We start from the raw sequence: 16,583 nt of genomic DNA, 5'->3' as shown, positions 1-16,583 counted from the left end.
GCTTTCATCTTCAGCGTGGAACACGTGACGAATTGGGATTCGGAGCGACACCGCATACGGCGGTTCCGGGTCATCGTGGGGGTCGTCGCCGTATCGCTGGTGATCTTCGGAGGAGTGGCCGGTGCCCTGATGCTGCTCGGCACCCCCGGCCGGACGGTGGAGAGGGCGGAGGAGGCGAAGCAGCAGGCGGCGAAGCAGTCGGTGGCGCGCGCCGAGCGGCGGATGAACACCTTCGTCAGCGCCTGGAGACGCGGGAAATGGGACGAGGCGGGGCAGTACACCGACAGCCCAGGCAGTGCGGCGTCGCTCCTCGCCTCCGTGCACCGCAACCTCGCGCCGAGGCCGTTCTCGATCGAGGTCGGCCGGCCGAGCGCGACCAGCCGCATCAGGAGCGACACCAAGGGCAGCAAGGCCTACGTCGTGCCGTTCACCGTACGGATGAAGGTCCCGCGCGTCGGCGCGTACACCTACGCGTCGAAGGCGCGCATCGTCCAGACCCGGGACAGGGACGTGGTTCACTTCGAGCCGTCGATGGTCCACCCCGCGCTGAAGGCGGGGCAGACGCTCGCCGTGGCGAAGATGTCCACCCGCGGATCGATCCTGGACAGCAAGGGTGACGTGCTGGCTGCGACCACGATCGTCGGCGACGTCGACGCGAGGGGCAGGGGGACCTCGGGCCTGGAGAAGCGCTACAACAAGCAGCTCACCGGGTCCGGGTCCGGGTCGGCGTACCTGATCGCGATCACCGACCGGGAGACCGGACGCGCGCTGAGGCCGCTGCGTACGCCCGGCGCGAAGCTGGGCGCGGACGTGCACACCACGATCGACCCGGACGTGCAGCGCGCGGCGGCCAACGCGCTCGGCGGAGTCAGCACCCCGTCGGCGATCGTCGCGCTCAAGCCGTCCACCGGCGACATCCTGGCCGTCGCGAACTCCCCGGCCGGCTACAACCGTGCGTTCATCGGGGAGTACCCCCCGGGTTCCACGTTCAAGGTGATCACGTCCGCCGCCCTGCTCAAGGCCGGGCTGAGCCCCTCCGATGTCCTGGAATGCCCCAGATACGAGTGGGTGTACGGGTGGCGCTTCACCAACCAGAACGAGTTCACGCTGCCTCCGGGTTCGACGTTCCGGGACGCGTTCGCGCATTCCTGCAACACCGCGTTCGTCGGGGCCAGGGACAGGCTCGACGACCGTACGCTCGCCAGGACCGCCGCGGCGTTCGGGATCGGCGGCGTCTGGGACACCGGCGCGTCCACCTACGACGGTTCGGTGCCGGTGAACACCGACGTCCTCGACCGGTCGGCGGCGATGATCGGCCAGGGCCGCGACCTCGCGTCGCCGCTGGTGATGGCGTCGGTCGCGGGCACCGTGAAGAACGGGAAGTTCGTCCAGCCGAGGCTGGTCCCCGAGGCGGTCCGCCACGCCTACCAGGCGCCGGAGTCGCTCGGCCCGGACGTCCTCACCGACCTCCGGTCGATGATGCGCTCGGTGGTCACCGACGGGGCGGGTGACGCGCTGCGCGGTCTGCCCGGCGGGCCGCACGCCAAGACCGGCACCGCGGAGTACGGCAACGCCTCCCCGCGCCGGACCCATGCCTGGATGATCGGCTATCAGGAGGACAGCGACATCGCGTGGGCTGTTCTCCTCGAGGACGGTGGGTCCGGGGGCTCCGACGCGGGGCCGGTCGCGGCCGCGTTCCTGAAGAACCTCACCGGGAAGAAGCCTTCCTGACCAGCCCGGGTGGGTGTGACCGGAACCACGGATCGGTGGGTGCAGGTTCCAGGGCGGTCGTCCACGAGCCGTGCACGTGCCACCGGAAGATGTCCGTTACGAGGGAGGGGCTGCCGCCCAGACTGGTACGAAACCGGCAGGCGGATCGCCGGAGATCGTCCGCACCGGCGTCGAGCAGCGCGCGGACGAGTTGCCGCCTGAGTCCCGATCGCCCGCTTGCGCCGGACTTGACGACGCCCACGGTCTCTCCGGACCATGGGTCCTGTGCACCACCCAGCCATCGGAACGCGCACCGTCGTCATGCCTCCCCGGCTGCGGCTGGCCGCGCAGATCGCCCGCCATCTGGCCGAGTCGGTGCTCATCCCGCTCGGACTCTTCTACGGCATCGTCGTCGCAGCGGGTTTCCACGTCGCGCTGCTGGCCGCCGTCGCCTGGGCGTTGGTCGCGATGGCCGTCCGCGTCGTCAGAGGCGGGCGCCTGCCGGCGGTACTCCTCGGCACGACCGCGATGACCGTCGTCCAGGTGGGCGTTTCCTACGCCGCCGGGTCGGCGATGGTCTACTTCCTCCAGCCAACCCTGGCCACCTACGCCGTCGCCGCGGCGTTCCTGCTGACGGCACTGCTGGACCGTCCGCTCATCCAGCGGCTCGCCCACGACTTCTGTCCGCTGCCCCTCGAGGTGGTGCGCTCGGCTCCGCTGCGCCGGCTCTTCCAGCGGCTGTCCCTGCTCTGGGGCGCCGTACTGCTGGTCAACGCCAGCCTGACGCTGAGCCTGCTGCTGACCATGGGCACCACGTGGTCGGTGCCGGTGGCAACCGTGGCGTCGGTCCCGCTGTTCGCCGCGGGGCTCGTCCTGTCGCTGTTGTGGTTCCGCCGGTCGCTGCGCGACGGCGGGTACCGGCTCGCCTGGTGCGAGCCCGCGCAGGGGATGGCGCCCCAGGGCCTGTCCTAGGGCGGTGGAGGTGGAGACCCGGACGGTCCCGTCCTCCACTCCGAGAACGTCCTCGGCGCTGACGTGGAAGTCGCGCCTGACAGGACGAACCGATCACCCTGAACACCGCGCGGTCTCGATACGCTCGGTGGCCTGATCCGGTCACGAGAGCGGAACGGCTACGGTCAGCGGCAGACGCCACTTGTGTGTGAACCGTTCCCGACCGGCCGAGGAGACGCAGTGAGCGCACCGCGAGCCGACCGAGCCACGATCTTCGGGCTGAACGCCGAGACCTACGAACGCTGGCGGCCCACCTATCCCGACGAGGCTGTCGACTGGCTGGTGCCGGCGGGAGCGAGCGTCGTCGCCGACCTGGGCGCGGGCACCGGCAAGTTGACAGGTGCGCTGCTGGCGCGAGGACTTCGGGTCGAGGCGGTGGAGCCGGACGTACGCATGCTCGATGTCCTCCGGAGGGTGCATCCATCCGCGCGAGTTCACAACGCGGGGGCGGAGGAGCTTCCGTTGGCGGACGCCTGTGTCGACGCGGTCTTCGCGGCGGACGCGTGGCACTGGTTCCCGTTCGATTCGGCGGTCGCGCAGGCGCGTCGGGTTCTGCGGCCGGGCGGATGGCTGGGCCTGATGTGGAGCATGGCGTCGCCGATCGAGCCGTGGGAGAAGGAGCTGGCCGCGCTGGATCCGTCGTACGCACCTCAGCCGGAGGAGGCGACCGGCGGCGAAACGCCCTTCCCGGCCGACGAAACCGAGACCGCGACCTTCCGGTGGACGTGGCGCAGGACCCCTGACGCCTGGTGTTCGTACCTGGAAACCCTGTCGGCGTTCGTCCTCATGCCCGAGCCGGAACGTCGCGAACGCCTGCGAGAGGCACACGCCCTCGTGTCCGGCGCCTGCCGGGCCGTCGGGCCTGCCACGGCCGGCATCCACCACGAGGTGTTCTGCCTCCGCTGGCGACCTGCGCCCTAGTCAGCCGGCAAGGGTGGTGGCCATCCACTCGTGAACCCCGTCGTCGTCCATGGCGCCGCCATGGGATCGAAGCATCGACTGAACCGCTCTGGCCTGCGTCCAGCGCAGGGCCCGCTCGACGTCGATCTCGGCCGCGTCGGCGAAGATCTCGATCCGTCTGCGCAGCACGCGGTCGGGGTGGGGCATGGCTCGCAGTTCGGTCCAGCGTTCGCGCAGGTGGGTGAGGCATTCGAACGCGATCTCGCCGGCATAGCCCTGCGGGTCGATGGCCAGCCAGTCCTCGCGGGTTCCGCGAAGGACGTTGGACTCGCTGAGGTCGCCGTGTTGCACGGTCCCGGGTTGGTCCGGCCCGAGTTCGGCGCACGTCGCCACCGCGGCGTCGACGGCTCGGGCGGGAAGGGGATGACCCGCTGCTGCCGACATGACGGGCAGGTCGGCCACCAGTTGTTGCAGAAACGGTTGCATACGTGGGAGTTCCGGCGGTGCCGGCACGGCGAGCCGCCTGGCCAGCCGGCCGATGACTGTCATCGCCTCGTCCGCGTCGGCTACGGTGGCCAGCGATTCCGGGCCGAGTTCCTCAAGCAGCATGGCGAGGTCGGCGTCGTGGCGCTCCAGCACCAGCACAGCTCCACGCCCGGCCCAGGCCGCGAGCGTGATCGCCTCGAAGTAGGTTGTCTCGCCCGGATACGAGACCTTCAGTACGGCACGGCCGCCGTCCGCCCGGCGTACGGGCACCACGATTCCCGCCCACCCGGCCATGACCGGCCCGGCAACGGCACAGGACCAACGCTCCAACAGGTCGCCGACCAGGCCGGGCAGACCGTCGAACCACCGACGCGCCCGATCACCCTGGGCCGCGACGAGTGCGTCGCGGAACCTCGCGGGCACGGCCAGGTCCGCGGCGTCGTGGTCGCTCATGGCTTACTGCCGAATCTCCTGGCGAGATCGCGGTGCTGCTGTGCTCTCCCACCCCCTGTGTGAAGGCTGCCGTCCTCCAGCCGTACGCGGTGTTCGAGAATCTCCGCGAACGCAAGGTGCTGTTGACGGCCGTACTCGCGACAGGGAAGACAGGTGACGCTCTCCGGTCGCGGGGAGGTCATGGCGTACGGCACCTGTCGTCCGCATCCGGTGGTCACGACCTGGGGCGCGTCGGCGGCCAGCCCGAACGTCCCCGCCAGCATGTTGCGGACGTTCGCTCCGACCGGGATGCCCTTGGAATCAAGGTGAATGTGCGGGTCGTCCTCACTCATGGGTCGCGCGCCACTCACGATCGAGAAGGGCGTAGGTGTAGCCGTCGACCCACCCGAGCTCGGCGTGCCAGGAGTCCTCGACACCGTGTTGTTCGCGGCGCATACCGGCCTTCTCCAGAACGCGGGCCGAGGCGGCGTTGTCGGCGTAGCAGCCGGCGGTGGCGCGGCGGAGCCCGAGGTGGTCGAACGCCGCTGTCAACAGGCCCTTGGCGAGGTGAGTGGCGTAGCCCCGGCCGGCGTACTGCGGGTCGACGATGTAACCGACCATCCCGTCGGTCCCCGTGGGCACGCCCGGCTGCCCCATCCCGTCGACGATCTCGAGGAAGCCGATCGCCACGACCTGGCCGTCGGCCTCGGCGACGCAGGAGAAGTCCGTCGTGCTGGACGGCTTCGCCAGCCAGTTGCCGCGGAACTTCTCCGGGTCCACGGTCGTGGCGATCAGGAAGCGCTGGACGGCCGGGTCGTTCCGGAACGCCAGCAGCGCCTCGATGTCTGGTTCGGTCGCGTCGCGTAGCAGAAGGGGGCCGACTCGCAGCGGCCACGGTCTGGTCGTCACGCCCACACTGTGGCACAACCGATCACCGTGCTGTCCAGGGGATTGTCGCGACCTGGATGACCGAAGCGCATAAGCGAGCCGGCGCTGTCAGGTGGTCACCTGAGTCAGGCACTCCAGCAGGTCGGTGCTGTCCGGACGGAACAGCGCACGGGCGCACTCGACCTGACGCGACCTGGCCGGCGTACCTGGGCCCAGTGAGTCCAGGGCAGCCGGCAGGTCGCGCGGGTCGTCCGTCCGGGTGACCGCACCGATCCGGGTGAGATGGGCGGCGGCGGCGAGGCCGTGCCCCGGCAGCGGCTGGTGGATCACGACCGGCGTTCCCGCGCCGAACGCCTCCGTGCAGGTCTGCCCTCCGGAGTTCTCCACCAGCGCGTAGGCGCCGGCCAGCAGCTCGTCGACGTCGTCCCGCCACCCGAGGGCGTGCCCAGGACCGGCCACCCGGTCGAGGCGGGCAAGCAGCCGTTCGTTTCTGCCGCACAGCACCAACGGGAAGTAGCGTCCGGACTCGACCAGGGCACGGACGGTCGCGACGAGGTTGGTGGCGACTCCCCACGCACCGGTGGACAGGACGACGAGGTGCCGCCCGTCCGCGCTGTAGGTTTCGTCCCCGCCGTCCGCGGGCTTGTTCGGGAAGTTGCCGGGAGACTGTGGTGTCAGCGGGCCCAGCCAGTACGCCCGCGCACCGACCTGCCCTGCCGCGAGGTCGCGTCCCTCCGGTGACAGGCACAGGTAGGCGTCGTTTCCGGGCGAGAGCCACAGCGCGTGCGGTGCGAACTCGGTGAGCACCACGAGCGCGGGCGTCCTCAGGACGCCGTCCATCCGCAGCCGGCCGACGACCGCCGCGGCGAGATGGAACGTCGTGACGACCGTGTCCGGGTCGGCCGCGCGGACAGCATCGCGCGCGGCAGGTACCAACAGCCGGACCAGGGGCTCCACGAGCTGTCGCGCGGCGTCGGGATCGGCGAATCTGTCGTACACACGTTGGTATCTGCCCGGCCCATACCGCAGGGTCGCCGCGTAGCCGGAGCGGATGGCGCCGCCGATCCCCGCCGGCAGCAGCCGCAGCAGGTCGAGCAGTTGCACCTGATGGCCGCGTTCACGCAGGCGCCGGGCCGTCTCGGCCGCCACCTGGTCGTGTCCGCCACCCATGCTCGCCGACACGATCAGGGTGCGCCGGCCGTTCGGTACGACAGGCCGCACACTCGGGTCAGACATCGCCGTTGCCGTCCTCGGGTGGTCGCGCCGGCGGCCGCCGTGTCACGGGCGGGGCATGCGGGTAGGAGCCGGACGCGAAGCAGCTCGCAGGTGGTGCCCGACGGGGCGGCGACGGGGCCCAGTGGGACGGGACGCGGTGCCAGGCTGTCACAGCATCCGATGCGGGGCAGCAGTTTCGGCAAGGAGGACAGGGGTTCGGGGGTGTTCGCGGCCCACGAGCGTGGGCGGAGACCAACTCAGATCCGGCGGGTCGCATGGTGATCAGTGCTGTGCTCGCGGCCTTCGCGGCGGCGAGCAACGCCTTCGCGTCCGTTCTGCAACGGTACGAGGCGCGTACGGCGCCGAGCACGGAGGCGTTTCGCCTTGCCCTGCTTCGTGATCTGGCCCGCAGACCCCTGTGGTGGCTGGGAATCGCCGGTGTCGCCGCGGCCGCGGTGTTCCAGGGTGCGGCGCTGCTCACCGGCCCACTCGCACTCGTCCAGCCGATCATGATGGTCGAGTTGCCGTTCACGCTCATGCTGGCAGCAGTTGTGTTCCACCAGAGCCTGGGCGTGCGCTCGATGGTCGCCGTGGTCGGCATCACGGCCGGGGTGGTCGCGCTGCTGGTCTCGGTCGACCCGTCCGGTGGGGACACCGAGGTGGGTGTGGGTCGATGGCTGCTCGCGGCGCCCGGGATCGCGTTGGTGATGGCCGCGCTGATCGGTCTCGGCCGTGCGGTGCGTGGAGTGGCCAGAGCCGCCGCGCTGGGGATGGCCACCGCTGTCATGTTCTCGTTGACGGCGGCGTTCATGAAGGACGCGACCGGGCGGATCCCCTTCGGCGCCGCGGCGTTCTTCACCAGTTGGCAGCTGTACGCCACGTGTGTGGCCGGGCTGTTCGCCCTGTTCCTGCTGCAGAACGCCTACCAGGCAGGGACCCTGGTCGTGACGCAGCCCGCGGTCACCGTGGGCGATGCTCTGGTCAGCCTCCTGCTCGGCGTACTGCTCTTCGAGGAGGAGTTGCGGCTGTACGGGTGGTGGCTGGTCGCCGCCCTCCTCGGCCTGGGGATGATCATCTTCGGGGCTGTCGAGCTCTCCCGGTCGCCGCTGGTGAGCGGTGTCGTCGCGCCGCCGGACAGCGCCGAAGCCCGGCGGTCGAGTTCGCCGGGTCCGGCCGAGCAGCCCGCGGAGTCCGCAGACCCCGAGGATCCGGCGGGTCCGCCGTCGGCGATGTAGGCGGTTGCGGGGGAGAGGTCGCGCATGCGCAGGTCGACAGTGAGGTCGGTGACCACGGCCGGCGCTCTCCTCGTGGCCGCCGGGGCGGTCGCCGACTTGCTGCCGACGGTGACCGCGGTCTCCCCGGTACGCAGGTTGTGCCCGGGCCTTGCCGGGCGTGGTGACCCGGGCCACGTCGCCCTCACCTTAGACGACGGCCCGCACCCGGTCGCCACACCGCTCCTTCTCCAGCGCCTCGACGAACTCGCGGTGCGGGCGACGTTCTTCCTCCTCGCCGAACAGGTCCGCAGGTATCCACGCGTCGCGTACGAGACCCGCGAGCGTGGCCACGAGATCGCCGTGCACGGTCTGCGGCACGACCCGCCGACGAGGCCCTGGCGTGCGGGCACCGACCTGGTGGAGGCGCACCGGATCATCGCCGACGTCACCGGCGCGAAGCCTGGTTGGTACCGCCCGCCGTACGGCGTCCTCACCACTTCCCGCGCCGTCGCGGCCCGGCGGCTCGGGCTCCGGCCTGTGCTGTGGACGGCCGACGGGCGCGACTGGGCGGCCGGTGCGGACGGTGACTCGGTGGCCCGCCGCGTCCTCGCCCGTCTGGACGGCGGGGGCACCGTCCTGCTGCACGACTCCGACGTCGCGGCCGTTCCCGGTTCGTGGCGGTCGGCGCTGGGCGCGCTGGACACCATCGTCGGCCACTGCCGCGCGCAAGGCTTGCTTGTCGGCCCGCTTCGCGACCACGGCCTGCGAAGTGGCAGTGAGAAGTCACGCCGGCGGCGGGTGACAGAGCCCGCCTTGGCAGGTCAGAGGCAGAACGGGTGACCAGCGGGATCCGAGTAGGTGTTGCCCGGGACAGGACAGTGGATGGCACCGTGTCGTTCGGCTCGTTCCATGGCGGCCGGCGCACCGTCGGGGAAGCGGTAGTCAACGTGCAGTTGCGCGGGGTACGCGGGGTCGGGCCAGCGGGCCGCTCTAAACCGCGCGTGCTGGAAGGCCAGGTTGGGCAGATCGTCGTCGTCGAGGTCGAGCACCACCCACTCGGGTGAGTCCTCGAGCCGGCTCTCCACGCCGAGGAAGCCCTGGTAGAAGCTCGCCAGCGCGCGAGGACTTAGACAGTCGAACACCAGCCGCTCGACCCTTGCTCCTTCGCCGGTGCGGGTCTGGTCCGGGTGGAGGCAGAACGGGTGCCCGGCGGGGTCGGCATACGTACGGAAAGTGTCCTGATCCTTCAGTAGCGTGGCACCCAGCCCGAGAACCAGCTTGTCGGCTGCGTCCGCGTCGGGGACCACGATGTCCAGGTGCATCTGCTGCGGATACTCCGGGTCCGGCCAGCGGGGCGGTCGCTGATCGGACCAGCCGTCGCCGTCCAGCGCGAGCTGCAGCCGGCTGCCGCCGTCGGTCGTGCGCCCCGCGGCGTAATCTTCGCCAGGTGGTCTGCTGGCGAGTTTCAGCCAGCCGTACGGCTCGAACTCCCGCATGCCGAGCAGTTCGCCGTAGAACTCGGCGAGCACACGGCGCCCTTCCCTGCCGTCGATCAGCTCGGGTGCACCGATCGTGATGGTCATCGCGTCGCTGTCCCGAAGAAGATGCCCCATCGCCGTGCCTCCGCCTTCGTCGCCGGTTCGCCGGGCCCACAGGAGCTCCAGGGCACGTCGGGGCACCCATCGTGGCCTCGGTCTCCTCCGGCGTCCAGCCTTGGCCCGGTTTGTTGTTCGGCAAGGGTGGTGCTGCCTAGGGTTGGCATGTGACCGCGCCGGAGCTTGTCGAGTCGACCGGGGATCGCCGGTGCGACCGCATCGTCCGAGGCGTCGTCGGCATCTTCGAGAACGCCTTTCCCGAACGCATCCGGGGCTTCTACCTACGCGGCAGTCACGCCAGCGGGACCAGCACCGACGGCAGCGACCTCGACCTCTACGTGGTCTTCAAGGACCACTTCGCCGACGTGCCGGAGTACGACCGGGCGCGGGCGCTGACTGTTCACTGCGCACAGCTCACGCCGGTCCTGCTGGAGATCGTGGTCTCCGGCGAACGCGGCTTCCGCCGACCGGAGGCCTTCAGCGCGGCGCTGGACCTCAAGCTGGGCACGCGACTGCTGCACGGCGAGGACATCCGGGCAGAGCTGCCAGCCTTCGACGCCGACGCCTACGTGCGCTCGGTCGTCCACACGCCCTACTACAGCTACTCGTTCCCGGCACAACGCCACGACGCCGGGCCACTGGTCCACCCGCTGCGGCACCTCGACCCGGACGGTCCCTTCTTCGGCTTCGACCAGTGGATGATGCCCGGACCCGACGGGGTTGACCAGCCCAGCACGAAGCTGCTCATCGCGACGGTCGGCTGGACCGCGACCGCGATCATCGCCCTGTCCGGCGGCCAGTACGTACGCGACAAGGCGGCGTGCGTCGAGCTCTACCAGAAGCACGTCGCCGACGAGTGGACCGAACTCGTGGTTCAGGTGCACGACCTGTGCCGCAACCGCTGGCACTACGGACTGCCGTCGGACCCGGCGGACCGGCGTACGCTCCGCGCGCTGTGCGGGCGCACCCTGGACTTCCAGAACCACTACCTCACGGTGTACCGGCGGTATCAGCTGACCGAGCTTGCGTCCGGCGACTCCGAGCGGCAACGGCTCGCGGCCGAACGCTGTAAGCAGATCGTCTTCTCCGACCAGGAGATGGTCGACGCGCTGCGCAAGGTCGGCGACCCCGCATCGGGCTGAGAACCGCCGCCGTTGTTCAGGTTGCCAGGCCGGAGCCGAGCACGCACCAGCCCGCGCCGCCGTGCCAGTGGCGGCCGGCCCGGAGATGGTCGACGATCGCACGTTGCAGAGTCGATCGGCGAGGAAGGTCGGCAAGGTCGGCACCGACCCGGCCGAAGACGAACCGGAGAATGATCGCGTCGTCCTCATTGGCTTCGTACGCCGGGCGGAAGCGCCGCTGGAACCGGACGATGTTGCTCTCCGCCGGTAGGTAGTCCGCGAGCTGGTCGTCCAGCAGCCAGGAGTAGCACACCGCGATGTGGTACTCCTCCTCCGGGAAGTGCCGGGCGAAGAAGTCCCTCGCCATCGCGAACGACTTCTCGCACGAGGCCGGAATCATCGGGCCGTAGGTAGCCGGCACGTGCACCGCGAGTGCGGGATCACCCGGGCCGTACGGCAGGCCGGCTGCGGTGATCGCCTTGCCGGTCCGGTTTCCGAGCGTCACCCGCTGGAACTGCAGCCGGCCGAGTTGGTAGAGCGCCCCGCGGAAGTGTCCCGTGAGCCAGGACGCCAGCTCCGTGTCGATCCCACCGGTGCCGTACCAGAACCGGTGGTCGGCCAGCACCCGGCCGAGGTCGGCGAGGGTCAGGCGGGAGATGTCGTCGGGGATCCCGCGCTCCCGGTGAAAGGCCCGGACGTGCGGCCGGGCGGCCAGGTAGACGTACACGTAGAAGTACCGCCGCAGGGCACCCATGGCGGGCGAGAGTTCGGGGAACGGCACTTCCGGCCCGGCGGCGCCCATCTGACTGACGACCAGGTGGGTGCAGTACTCCAGGAACCGCCACACCCGTGGGTCCCGCTCGCGACTCGGCAGCGAAGCGGTGAGCTCGTCGATGTCCTCGTGCGGCACCGCGAGTTCGAGCAGCAGGGCCGGCAGGTCGTCGGCCGCGGGAAGTGCGACCTCGAACGGCGGTTCACCCAGCGACTTGACGAGTCCGGCCAGCACCTGGGCCGCGGCACCGTCGCGTACGAACTCATCGATGACGTCCACGCCCCGCGTCCTCCCTGCCCACCATGACGGCGATGTCCACCTCGTTGCCCTCCGGGTCCGCGAGCGTCCACCACTCCGGTGCCTCGTCGTCGTACACGACGCGTCCTCCGGCGGCGAGGGCGGCGTCGATGCGGGCCTGTGCCTGGTCGTCGGGAACGTACACGTCGACGTGGATGCGGTTGCGCTGCCTACGGCGAGCCTCCTCCGACTCGGACATCCGCTGGAAGAACACCGGTGGGTTGAGCCGGTGTGGATCGTAGATGTCGGTGACCCCGGGCCGCGGGTCGTACTCGTACCCCAGGACGGCCTTCCAGAAGGCACGGACGGCTGGAATGTCGACCGCGTCGACGCCGACCTGGACGAAGCGCAGGCGACTGGGGTCCGCGGTCAGGCCCAGGTCACGAGCGGCCGCCTGGACCCGGCGAGCAAGGTCGGGGAACCGCTCGTCCTCGCACTGGTCCTTGCCGGTGTCGATGGTGACGCCTTCCGGACGCAGGTCCACCAGGAGTGGCAGGCCGGCGTCGTCGGCGAGCCTGGCCACGACGGTGGCCAGTTCGGCCGCCCGCGCCCGCGAGCCGACCGGGTAGAACGTCATCCCACCGAACAGCTCGCGCCAGTCGGCGAGGTCCGGGTCGTCGCCGAAGGTGTCCTCGGGCACCAGCGGGATGATGTCCACCTCGTTCCCCTCGGCGTCGGCGAACGTGCCGTAGTAGTCACCGGCATGTGCATGCGCGCCGCCAACGGCCCTGGCCGCCTTAGCGGCCTCGAGCGCGAACAGGTGCGGGTGAGCGACGTCGACGTGGATCCGGTTGCGCAGTGGACGTGGTGCGTCCTGTTGCTGGAACCAGAACGGCGGGTCCCGGCGCATCGGGTCGGCGAGGACGTCGCCGCCCTTGGGTTCGTACCTCATGACGGGACGCCAGAACGCCGTCACCGAAGCCGGATCGAGGGTGTCAACGGCAAGTTGCACTGCCTGCGGAACGGACGGCTCGGCAGACAGGCCGAGATCCCGAGCGGCCATCGAGATCCCACGCGCCGCCTCCACCTCGGTGCGGGTGAAGCCTGTGGAGCCGCGTCGTCCAAGTCGTACGTGTACCCCACGCGCGCGCAGGTCGACGTCGGGTGTGCTGAATCCGTCGGCGGGCAGGTCGGCGATCCGGCGGACCAGCGCCGCGCCTTCGGCGTGCGACGGCGCGGCGAACCACGTGCTCGCCCCGAACCTGAGTACCCGCCAGTCCTCAGCACCGTCCGCCCGCTGGAACAGCCTGGCGGTCAGCCGCTCGTCGTCACTCATGACCGAAGCATGCCACCGCCGGCCGGCCCGAGGTCATCCCACGACCGTGGCCAGCTCCGCTACTTTTCCTTGACACCTCTCCATGGCTGATTGAGACTCCGACGGGCCGGACTGGGTCAGCTGATGCTGATCTTCTACCAGTACGAGGTCGATCCCAACCCGATCGTGGTCTGCATGACCGCGGTCGGCGTCTCGGGGTTGGCGCTCGACTTCATCCTGCGCCGGCTCGGAGTGCTGGCGATGCCGTGGCGTCGATGAGGCGCGCCCGAAAGGAGTAGGCACCCGCGGAGCGGCACCTGGGCGAGATCTCCGGCGACCTCGACACACTGTCCGGCCCGCATGCCGCCGACGCGGACGTGGAGTTCGATCTGGCCGCGCTCCGTCACTTCCTGCCGGTCGCGACGAACTGGCCCGACCTCGCGTAGGTCAGGCGTCGCCGGCCCGAAGCTCCTTGCGCAGCAGGGTGCACGTGGTCTCGTACTTCCGGACGGTGCCGTCCGGCTCCTCCTGGTCCCAGGACGCGAGTTCGCTGCCGTACGCCACATAGCCGAGCCGTTCGTACAGCGCGCGGGCCCTCGGGTTGTTCTCCTCCACCCCGATCTCGGCCCGGGACAGGCCACGTGCCCGGATCCGGTCCTCGGACGCCTGGATCAGCACTGTCCCGATCCCGATCGAACGCAGCTCGGCACGCACCGACAGGGTCCAGATAACGCCGGCCTCGGGCTTCTCATCCCAGTTGATCGCACCCTTCGCGACCGGCACTCCCGCCGGCGTACACACGACCACGTGGTCGACGATGCCGGTGCGCGCCCGCTCGAGCTCCGCGGGCATCTTCGCCAGGCTGAACCGTGAGTAGAAGCAGGCGAGCTCCGGAAGGTCGGCCTCGGTCATGTCCCGCACTGTCAGCGGCATCGTGACGACACCGGTGTGGATGGTCCCCATGCGTGTCACCCTTCGACGCGTGCGCGGTCGACGTGCAGCGACCCATCCTGCTCCGACGATCGGGTGAAGCGAAACCGAATATCGCCGCGTCGGTCAGGCTTGGAGCCGTTCGATCACGCCGGCGACCCGGTGGCGCCAGGTCCGGTACGTCGTCGGGTCCTCGGTGAACCTGCGAGCGCTGGTCACCACGTCCTGCGCGGTCAGCAGTTCCTGTGCCTGTTCGCGAAGGCCCACCGGGGCGTTCGGGTGCTCCGACAGCGTGTTCCGCAAGGTCCACAGCAGGTTGTAGTCCTCCATGCCGTCGCGGAAGTTCTCGATCCGGATGGAGGCCATCGGACCGTCAGGACCGGGGTAGAACAACGACCCGTCTCCCGCTGTGGTGCCGAAGGTGACCGGATCGAACCTGGAGAAGATGCCGTCGTCAACCAGCGGTTGCTCGGCGTGCTGGTCCAGCAGCCAGCGGTTGGTGGCGTAGTAGAGGACGCCTTCGACCCCTGCCTGGTACGACATCGGCCCCATCAGCATCCGGGCGTCGATCGGCGGGAAGCCGTTGAACCAGTTCGGCAACGGGTGGCCGGTGGCGATGTCGGGATACCACCACGCCTGGTCCCCACGAGCCCTGGTGCGTTCGGCCACGGCCTGGTCGTAAAGATCCTGTTGCGGCACCCAGATGTCTACCAGCCCGGCGAGACCGGTGTTCACGCCCATCGAGTTGTCCCGCAGGGTTGTCATGATCGGCAGGTCGGGGAAGCGCTCCTTGATCGCGGCGAACGTCTGCCTGGCGGCCTGGAGCATCGGCCCGGACGCCTCGTCGAACCCGTACACGTAGGCGTACTGCGCGACTCCGGCCGCCCGGTAGGACGCCATCGCCGTGTCGAGCTGGTCGAGCCAGGTGTCGATCTGAGCCTGCCAGGTCTCCGGTTTGCTCGGGTTGAGCAGTCCGGAATACAGGTAGAGCGCGTTGAAGTGCTGCAGGCCGTAGTGGTCCCTGACGTACACCACGTCCTCGACCGGGGTGGGCCGGATGCTGAAGTCACCCGGGATCGCGGGATTCCCGTCCACCGTGTAGATCTGGTCCGGCTTGATCTTGTACTCGTTCAGGAACGACCAGAACTCGTGCTTCAGTGCCTCCTGCTGCGCGGGATCGGTCACGCCGTACGCCAGGTTGGTGATCCTCGGGGTGTACTGGAACGCCGTGAGCAGCTTCGGCTGGTCCGGGATGGCGAACGGCCACACCTTCGCGGTGACGGTCATCGTGCGAGTCGCCTTGCCCTCGGCGGAGAACCGCACCGCGATCGAATACGTCCCTGTGGGAGCGTTCCCACCTGCCCGCATCCTGATCCAGTACGGCTGCACGTCGGCAGTTGCCACGTCGACGCTGGTGAGGTCGTCGCGGATCGGGTCCGGTGTCCACCCCTGGTAGACCGGACGGCGGTAGGCGCTGCTCGGCTTGGTGTAGAGGGAGCCGACCGGATCGACGGTGACCTGCAGGTCGGACTCGGCTGCCGGCTGGCCGTGTGGGCCACGCACCGACGCCACCTGTGCCTGCACGCCCTTCAGCTCCTCGGCGTACGGCAGCACCACCGCCTGCACGCTCTCGTGCTCGCCCTTGGCCAGCCCGGCCGTCGGGGCCGGACCGGTGGAGGTGAACGGCAGATCCTTCGGGTAGACCAGCGACATCGAGTCCGCTGACGCCAAACCGAAGTCGGACTGCGGAGCGTCCGCCCGTGCGTCGATCGTGTTCGCGAGGCGAGACACGGCTCGCCGCGCCTCGGTCACCGCGGAGTTGAAGTCGGTGTAGGCGTCGTAGTCCATCCCGCCTGTGTGCAGGGCCTGCCGCAGTTGGGCGACCTCGGCCTGCTCGTCACCCACCAGGCCGCGAAGACGCTGGTCGACGGCGGTCCGTTGGCCGACCTGGCGGAGCATCCCGTCCAGCTGGTTCGACAGATCGGTGAGGATGCTGCCGAAGCCGCACAGCTGCAGCAGCGCCGACGCCGCGCGGTCGCCGTACGCGGTCTGGTCGTACGGATAGTCGTCGGCCAGGCGGAACGCGTCGTAGTACCCGACCAGGGGCTCGTCCGCGCGAGGAATGGAGATACCGATGTAGGAGATGGTCCGAACATCCACCCCGGCGGCGGTGAGGCTGGACAACACCGCGTTGAACGGCGTCCAGCCGCGGGCGTGGATGGTGTAGTCGGCGCCCCACGCCTTGCCCTTGGTGTCGCGGACGGTGACCCGGCCGATGGTGTCGTAGGGCAGGTCGGTGAAGAAGTCGAAGCCGATCGCCTTGTGCCCGGACCAGTCGGTGACCGGAAGGCTCGCGGTGCCCGCGTGCAGCGTGACCCCTGCCGAGGCGGAAGCGCCGGGGGTGTCGGACGGACCGACGGTGAACCGCAGCCCGCTCTCGCCGTGCGTGCCGTAGGGCACGCGGGTGGCGGAGTCGACCTGGGGAACCGACACCGTGATGCCGTTCAGGTCCGCGTCGGACTCGAAGTCCTGGAAGACAGTGGTGCTCGCGGACGCGTTCTGTGGAAGGGCGATGCCGCTCAGCGTCAGCGATCCCGCGACCAGCAGGCCGGTCATCCAGCGTCGAAGCATGATCGTCCCTGTCCCACCATTGTCGGAATTACGGACGTGACCATTACTCGCCGCATGCTATGTACGCCGTGCTTGCTCGTCAATGCTCGACCAGCAGTCGGGCCGACGGCGGACAGCCTCCGAAAC

16 protein-coding genes are annotated in these 16,583 nt (G+C 69.8%); 7 read left to right on the top strand and 9 right to left on the bottom strand.

Going from position 1 to position 16,583, the window contains the following annotated elements:
• Positions 1 to 24: 24 nt before the first annotated feature.
• From F4554_RS24540 to F4554_RS24530, 3 genes are all read left to right on the top strand, one after another.
• Positions 25 to 1,731, top strand: a complete 1,707-nt coding sequence (locus F4554_RS24540; RefSeq protein ID WP_179789755.1) for a penicillin-binding transpeptidase domain-containing protein — start codon at positions 25 to 27, stop codon at positions 1,729 to 1,731.
• Positions 1,732 to 1,995: 264 nt separating this feature from the next.
• Positions 1,996 to 2,682 carry a VC0807 family protein gene (locus tag F4554_RS24535; RefSeq protein WP_179789754.1) on the top strand — a complete coding sequence of 229 codons (687 nt, stop codon included), beginning with the start codon at positions 1,996 to 1,998 and terminating at the stop codon, positions 2,680 to 2,682.
• A 219-nt stretch (positions 2,683 to 2,901) separates the two neighbouring features.
• The gene (locus F4554_RS24530; RefSeq protein WP_202889447.1) at positions 2,902 to 3,642 is read left to right on the top strand and encodes a methyltransferase domain-containing protein; all 741 of its coding nucleotides are present in this window, start codon (positions 2,902 to 2,904) and stop codon (positions 3,640 to 3,642) included.
• Here F4554_RS24530 and F4554_RS24525 read toward each other — a convergent pair whose 3' ends face one another.
• The 4 genes from F4554_RS24525 to F4554_RS24510 all read right to left on the bottom strand — a co-directional run bounded on the left by F4554_RS24525 (position 3,643) and on the right by F4554_RS24510 (position 6,663).
• Positions 3,643 to 4,560, bottom strand: a complete 918-nt coding sequence (locus F4554_RS24525; protein ID WP_179789753.1) for an aminoglycoside phosphotransferase family protein — start codon at positions 4,558 to 4,560, stop codon at positions 3,643 to 3,645.
• A complete protein-coding gene (locus tag F4554_RS24520; RefSeq protein ID WP_179789752.1) occupies positions 4,557 to 4,892 on the bottom strand; it encodes a hypothetical protein in 336 nt (111 codons plus the stop codon). The genes F4554_RS24525 and F4554_RS24520 overlap by 4 nt, the downstream gene beginning before the upstream one ends.
• A complete protein-coding gene (locus F4554_RS24515) occupies positions 4,885 to 5,448 on the bottom strand; it encodes a GNAT family N-acetyltransferase (RefSeq protein WP_179789751.1) in 564 nt (187 codons plus the stop codon). Before F4554_RS24515 ends, F4554_RS24520 begins: the two co-directional genes overlap by 8 nt.
• A gap of 87 nt (positions 5,449 to 5,535) precedes the next feature.
• The gene (locus tag F4554_RS24510; RefSeq protein WP_179789750.1) at positions 5,536 to 6,663 is read right to left on the bottom strand and encodes an MGDG synthase family glycosyltransferase; all 1,128 of its coding nucleotides are present in this window, start codon (positions 6,661 to 6,663) and stop codon (positions 5,536 to 5,538) included.
• 254 nt (positions 6,664 to 6,917) lie between these two features.
• Between F4554_RS24510 and F4554_RS24505 the strand changes: the two genes are divergently transcribed.
• Entirely contained in the window at positions 6,918 to 7,877 is a 960-nt protein-coding gene (locus F4554_RS24505) for a DMT family transporter (RefSeq protein WP_179789749.1), read from the top strand.
• A gap of 48 nt (positions 7,878 to 7,925) precedes the next feature.
• Positions 7,926 to 8,696 (top strand): polysaccharide deacetylase family protein, encoded by a 771-nt coding sequence (locus tag F4554_RS24500; RefSeq protein WP_337796186.1) that lies wholly within the window; start codon positions 7,926 to 7,928, stop codon positions 8,694 to 8,696.
• On the opposite strand, the gene F4554_RS24495 is transcribed toward F4554_RS24500, so the two are convergent.
• Positions 8,678 to 9,469, bottom strand: coding sequence for a VOC family protein (locus F4554_RS24495; RefSeq protein ID WP_179789747.1), 792 nt, complete (start codon positions 9,467 to 9,469; stop codon positions 8,678 to 8,680). The two genes, F4554_RS24500 and F4554_RS24495, sit on opposite strands and share 19 nt — an antisense overlap.
• A gap of 149 nt (positions 9,470 to 9,618) precedes the next feature.
• Between F4554_RS24495 and F4554_RS24490 the strand changes: the two genes are divergently transcribed.
• Positions 9,619 to 10,593, top strand: coding sequence for a nucleotidyltransferase domain-containing protein (locus tag F4554_RS24490; protein WP_179789746.1), 975 nt, complete (start codon positions 9,619 to 9,621; stop codon positions 10,591 to 10,593).
• Positions 10,594 to 10,609: 16 nt separating this feature from the next.
• Here the strand turns inward: F4554_RS24490 and F4554_RS24485 are convergent, their stop codons facing one another.
• Positions 10,610 to 11,623, bottom strand: coding sequence for an acyltransferase domain-containing protein (locus F4554_RS24485; protein ID WP_202889446.1), 1,014 nt, complete (start codon positions 11,621 to 11,623; stop codon positions 10,610 to 10,612).
• Complete coding sequence (locus F4554_RS24480; RefSeq protein WP_179789745.1) at positions 11,607 to 12,917, bottom strand: VOC family protein; 1,311 nt, start codon at positions 12,915 to 12,917, stop codon at positions 11,607 to 11,609. Before F4554_RS24480 ends, F4554_RS24485 begins: the two co-directional genes overlap by 17 nt.
• Before the next feature lie 90 nt (positions 12,918 to 13,007).
• Between F4554_RS24480 and F4554_RS24475 the strand changes: the two genes are divergently transcribed.
• Positions 13,008 to 13,175 (top strand): hypothetical protein, encoded by a 168-nt coding sequence (locus F4554_RS24475; protein WP_179789744.1) that lies wholly within the window; start codon positions 13,008 to 13,010, stop codon positions 13,173 to 13,175.
• A 168-nt stretch (positions 13,176 to 13,343) separates the two neighbouring features.
• Here F4554_RS24475 and F4554_RS24470 read toward each other — a convergent pair whose 3' ends face one another.
• The gene (locus F4554_RS24470) at positions 13,344 to 13,859 is read right to left on the bottom strand and encodes a GNAT family N-acetyltransferase (protein ID WP_179789743.1); all 516 of its coding nucleotides are present in this window, start codon (positions 13,857 to 13,859) and stop codon (positions 13,344 to 13,346) included.
• 93 nt (positions 13,860 to 13,952) lie between these two features.
• The gene (locus tag F4554_RS24465; RefSeq protein ID WP_179789742.1) at positions 13,953 to 16,457 is read right to left on the bottom strand and encodes a DUF4091 domain-containing protein; all 2,505 of its coding nucleotides are present in this window, start codon (positions 16,455 to 16,457) and stop codon (positions 13,953 to 13,955) included.
• Between the last annotated feature and the right edge of the window lie 126 nt (positions 16,458 to 16,583).

The organism is Actinopolymorpha rutila (assembly GCF_013407855.1).
Taxonomy (GTDB): Bacteria; Actinomycetota; Actinomycetes; order Propionibacteriales; family Actinopolymorphaceae; genus Actinopolymorpha; species Actinopolymorpha rutila.
The sequence above is the reverse complement of the archived record's forward strand: the minus strand, read 5'-3'. Positions and strand labels throughout refer to the sequence as shown.

Bases quoted from the DNA above. Each gene is read 5' to 3' on its own strand.
- F4554_RS24525 (WP_179789753.1), bottom strand. From the start codon at position 4,560: ATGAGCGACCACGACGCCGCGGACCTGGCCGTGCCCGCGAGGTTCCGC.
- F4554_RS24520 (WP_179789752.1), bottom strand. From the start codon at position 4,892: ATGAGTGAGGACGACCCGCACATTCACCTTGATTCCAAGGGCATCCCG.
- F4554_RS24510 (WP_179789750.1), bottom strand. From the start codon at position 6,663: ATGTCTGACCCGAGTGTGCGGCCTGTCGTACCGAACGGCCGGCGCACC.
- F4554_RS24505 (WP_179789749.1), top strand. From the start codon at position 6,918: ATGGTGATCAGTGCTGTGCTCGCGGCCTTCGCGGCGGCGAGCAACGCC.
- F4554_RS24495 (WP_179789747.1), bottom strand. From the start codon at position 9,469: ATGGGGCATCTTCTTCGGGACAGCGACGCGATGACCATCACGATCGGT.
- F4554_RS24480 (WP_179789745.1), bottom strand. From the start codon at position 12,917: ATGAGTGACGACGAGCGGCTGACCGCCAGGCTGTTCCAGCGGGCGGAC.
- F4554_RS24470 (WP_179789743.1), bottom strand. From the start codon at position 13,859: ATGGGGACCATCCACACCGGTGTCGTCACGATGCCGCTGACAGTGCGG.
- F4554_RS24465 (WP_179789742.1), bottom strand. From the start codon at position 16,457: ATGCTTCGACGCTGGATGACCGGCCTGCTGGTCGCGGGATCGCTGACG.